The sequence below is a fragment of the Chitinophaga sp. genome, from assembly GCF_036566945.1.
GTDB lineage: Bacteria > Bacteroidota > Bacteroidia > Chitinophagales > Chitinophagaceae > Chitinophaga.
Map to the genome: position 1 here is coordinate 1 of NZ_DATCVJ010000677.1, position 3130 is coordinate 3130.

Genomic DNA, 3130 nt, shown 5'->3' on the forward strand with positions numbered 1-3130 from the left:
CAGCATCACTGGTACCGGACAAGCCCGCGGTAACAGCGGTATTTTCCTCGCTTCTTTAGGTAAAGGAGATGCCGGTTACGAATTACAGGTACTGGACTCGTATAAAAATAAAACGTATACCAACGGACAGGCAGGTAGTATCTACAAACAGTTTGTACCACTGGCTAATCCCACCCTGGCGCCAGGTGAATGGAACACGTATGATGTGATCTGGAATGCGCCCGTATTTGGTACCGATGGTGCTGTTGTAAAGCCTGCTAAAGTAACCGTAATTTTTAACGGCGTAGTAGTGCAGAATGATGTGGAACTGAAAGGACCTACCCAGTATATTGGCCAGGCAGCGTATCGTCAGGCACATGGCGCCAGCCCGATTAAACTGCAGGCACATGGTGATAAAAGTGAGCCACTGAGCTTTAGGAATATTTGGGTGAGAGAGTTGTAAGCGAAATTTTTATTGATAAGATACGAGGGCATTTCAAAAGTAATTTTGAGATGCCCTTTTTGTTTTGGGGGTGGCGGAATGTAGGTGCTTACATTGTTTTAATATTCCCGGTATCTCACAGCTGATCTGTTCCTGACTGTCGAAACATCCTAATTAATATATCCATTTGATCCATTAGCTGCTCATAGTCCGGACGATCTCCATAGATCATCTGTTGCATTTTTCTGTAGTCTTCTTTCCAAAGCAGGTCCACATCTGCTGGTGGACGAAAATTAATGTCGCAATACCGGAAAATCCCAGGGCGCTTCTATCTATTGCCAGGTCAATATCTTCAGAGAATCTTTCTATCAGATTCCAGGCTTTGCTTAATGAGGTTCCTCCTTTAAATACCAAATTATCCGCCCAAGGGGTGGCAAACACAGCTTTCAGCGCAACCGTTACCCACCAGTCTTTTTCAATAACATTCGTCGGATAACCAGTGATGGCAGATGCCTCCGCTAAAATATTTCTTTTTTGTTCTTCCGGTAATTTTTGCCATTCAAACATTTTTACGCTTTATAATTTTCAAAATGATTTCCGCAATCCAATTAGGTGCTAATTTTAGATCTTCCAGTAATACTACCCTGTTTTCTTTGTGTAGTACTACGCCGATCTTATCTATTATTTCTGCGGTCACATTTTTTTTACTCAATTCAGCGAGTGCCTGAATGACAAGTCCGGAGACTTTGCCGCTATAAGCCATTTTTCGGGAGCTGCTATTTTTAAACTCAATTGTATTTTTCCCTACTTTAATTTTACGTGATGATCCGTTTGTTACAAACACTGATCTCATTGGGACCTGTGTGGAGAGGCCCAATTTATTCAAGGCATAGGCGCCGGTTGGACGAATTTTGATGTGGTTTCTGTTGGCGATCGCACTTGCAATTTCTTCCATGCCAGGTCTTGTTTTTCCAATGATAGGATCATTCTTAGGATAAACATACACTCCCTGCGCCAGGCGAATGATTACGCCCTCTTTGGTTAATCTTGAAAGAGCAAGTCTTACCTGCTCATTATTTGATATGGCAATAAAATCTTCAGCAAAGTAAATTTTGCCCTCGTCCCCATTTTCAATCATTTGCTTGATCTGAGTTTTTGTTGATGCCATCTTTTGCAATTTGACACAAATTTAGGCAATTTTTGTGTCAAAATTCACAAAAATCACTAAAGGTCAAATTGATTTTTGTGCCAAAGCTTCTGGCACTTTTGAGCTACAAATGACTAGTTTCTGAGCCACAAGTCTTCCCCCCAATCGGCACCCTCCCCACAAATAATTCTCCCTTATTCTTCCTATATTCAAATTGAATCTTTACATTTAGCCTGACTACGTTATGTAATACTATTCCACTTTATCCGGTTTCATGGAGCATGTAATCAATGAACAATTATTGCTGCAAAAGGCTGCGGCAGGGCATGAAGAGTCGTTTACACGTCTCTTTCTCCTGCATAAGCATAAGCTGTATAGTTTCCTGATGAGATTAACAGATTCACCGGAGATGTCGGAAGACGTAATCCAGGATGTCTTTCTGAAATTGTGGAAAGACCGGCAAAATCTGGTCAACATAGAACAGTTTGGCGGATACATTTACCGGATGGCCCAGCACCAGGTATTGAATGCTTTCCGGCGCATGGCCCGGGAAACGCTGATCCTGTCTGAGTTGACTAAGGCGGGTAATACCGTGAATGCCAATGCAGAAGATAATTTAAGTGTACGGGAGGTACGGGAGCTGTTGCAGACGGCGCTCGACAAACTGCCCCCCAAACAAAAGCTCGTATACACCCTTAGCCGGGACCAGGGGTTAAAGCATGATGAAATAGCCCGGCAACTGAATATCTCTCCTTCTACCGTTAATAACCACATGATAGCGGCCCTGCGTACTATCCGCGAACAGCTGGGTGTGCATTTGCATACGGCCAGCGGGGCTTCCTGCCTGTTGCTCATCCTGAGTTCCTTTCAAAAATAAAAAAAAGTTGCAGTCGGACTAGGTATAGTTGTCTGTTCGTTTGTCTATAGGAAGATAGATACCGTGATGCCGATGTAGATTAACGTAAATAAGCAAGATGCTGTCAGCAAGAATTGAATACCTCGTAGAACGATATTTTGACAATTCCGCTACTGCGGCAGAAAAGCAGGAGCTGGCACAGTGGATAGACAGCGAAGCTACGCATGAGCAGCTGGAAGCTGTACTGGGCGCTGCCTGGGCAACACATGTGCCTTTGATCCGGATGCCGGACGAGATGTCGGACCGCATTGTGGCCTCGCTGTTTGGCGCGGCGCCGGTGCAGGAAGTAGTGCCACAAGCGCGTATCATCCGGTATGGCTGGTGGGCAGCTGCCTGCGTATTGTTGCTGGGAGCCGGCAGCTGGTGGGCGTTGCGGCATACAACGGCAGCACCGTCTGTTGTGGCCGATAAACAAACCCGCTATAAAAATGAAGTAGCGCCGGGCGGCAACCGCGCTACGCTCACGCTGGCCGACGGCAGTGTGATTACGCTGGATAGTGCCGGTAATGGTCTGCTAACACAACAGGGCCAGGTAAAAATAGTAAAGCAAAGTAATGGGGAACTCTCCTACGAGGGTAGTGGCGGTGGCGCTGCCATGTATAACAAAATGGCCACGCCGCGCGGGGGACAATACCGCCTGAAATTA

At 45.6% G+C, this 3130-nt stretch carries 4 protein-coding genes and 1 pseudogene; 3 read left to right on the forward strand and 2 right to left on the reverse strand.

Translation table 11 applies throughout. From position 1 onward, the window contains the following. Positions 1 to 442: DUF1080 domain-containing protein (locus VIP81_RS20530; protein WP_331965538.1), on the forward strand; the 442-nt coding region annotated here is incomplete at its 5' end. Between the two features lie 207 nt (positions 443 to 649). On the opposite strand, the gene VIP81_RS20535 is transcribed toward VIP81_RS20530, so the two are convergent. Next, positions 650 to 988, reverse strand: coding sequence for a nucleotidyl transferase AbiEii/AbiGii toxin family protein (locus tag VIP81_RS20535; RefSeq protein WP_331965541.1), 339 nt, complete (start codon positions 986 to 988; stop codon positions 650 to 652). Continuing rightward, positions 981 to 1589, reverse strand: a complete 609-nt coding sequence (locus VIP81_RS20540; protein WP_331965544.1) for a DUF6088 family protein — start codon at positions 1587 to 1589, stop codon at positions 981 to 983. The genes VIP81_RS20535 and VIP81_RS20540 overlap by 8 nt, the downstream gene beginning before the upstream one ends. Positions 1590 to 1842: 253 nt before the next feature. Between VIP81_RS20540 and VIP81_RS20545 the strand changes: the two genes are divergently transcribed. Together VIP81_RS20545 and VIP81_RS20550 are read left to right on the forward strand one after the other, a co-directional pair. Next, entirely contained in the window at positions 1843 to 2445 is a 603-nt protein-coding gene (locus VIP81_RS20545) for an RNA polymerase sigma-70 factor (protein ID WP_331965547.1), read from the forward strand. 97 nt (positions 2446 to 2542) lie between these two features. Beyond that, positions 2543 to 3130: pseudogene (locus VIP81_RS20550) on the forward strand (hypothetical protein); the annotation flags it as partial.